General features: G+C 43.1%; 1 protein-coding gene. It reads right to left on the reverse strand.

Translation table 11 applies throughout. From position 1 onward, the window contains the following. Nucleotides 1–562, reverse strand: a 562-nt coding sequence (locus R7040_RS28845; protein ID WP_318097947.1) for a type VI secretion system baseplate subunit TssG, incomplete at both ends; no start/stop codon positions are given.

Here is a 562-nt window from a genome sequence, read left to right on the forward strand (position 1 = left end):
CTGACCTTGTTGCTTAGATATTTGAACTTGAGGCAATAGACTATGTTTAGTCGTGAGTTGCCATTTAACGTGCTTGTGTTTGCCAATGAAGTCACCTGCTACCCGTTTTATCGTTTTCAATGTATTGGTCTTGGGTAATAGATTTGTGACTTGCTTACTTTCCTTTGGGAGAAACTCAATTGTTGTACTTGCATTGATATTCCAGGCTTTTTTCCCTAGTGACGCACCAGCACCGAGTTGTGCAAACTGGCCTTCGGGCATACTTTTCGATGCCAAACGAGTTTGTTCAGATTTAGACAGTCGCATCCATTGACCTTGAAACTCGTGAATACGAATTTGGCAACCAGACAAACATTCCAAAATGCTCTTCAATGCACCTTTACTTCGTGTTGGAGATGCATACATGCCGCCATAATGCAGTGCTAGATCATTCCCATCGCCAGTCAATGACGACATGCAATCAGTTAATGGGGAGCGCTGATTTTTTGCATGCGCACGCGCTTGTATGGTTAACTGACTCAACTGCCAACTTCGATAATAGAGGGATAAAAGCCGATGGTTA

It is taken from the genome of Vibrio sp. 1069 (assembly GCF_033340555.1).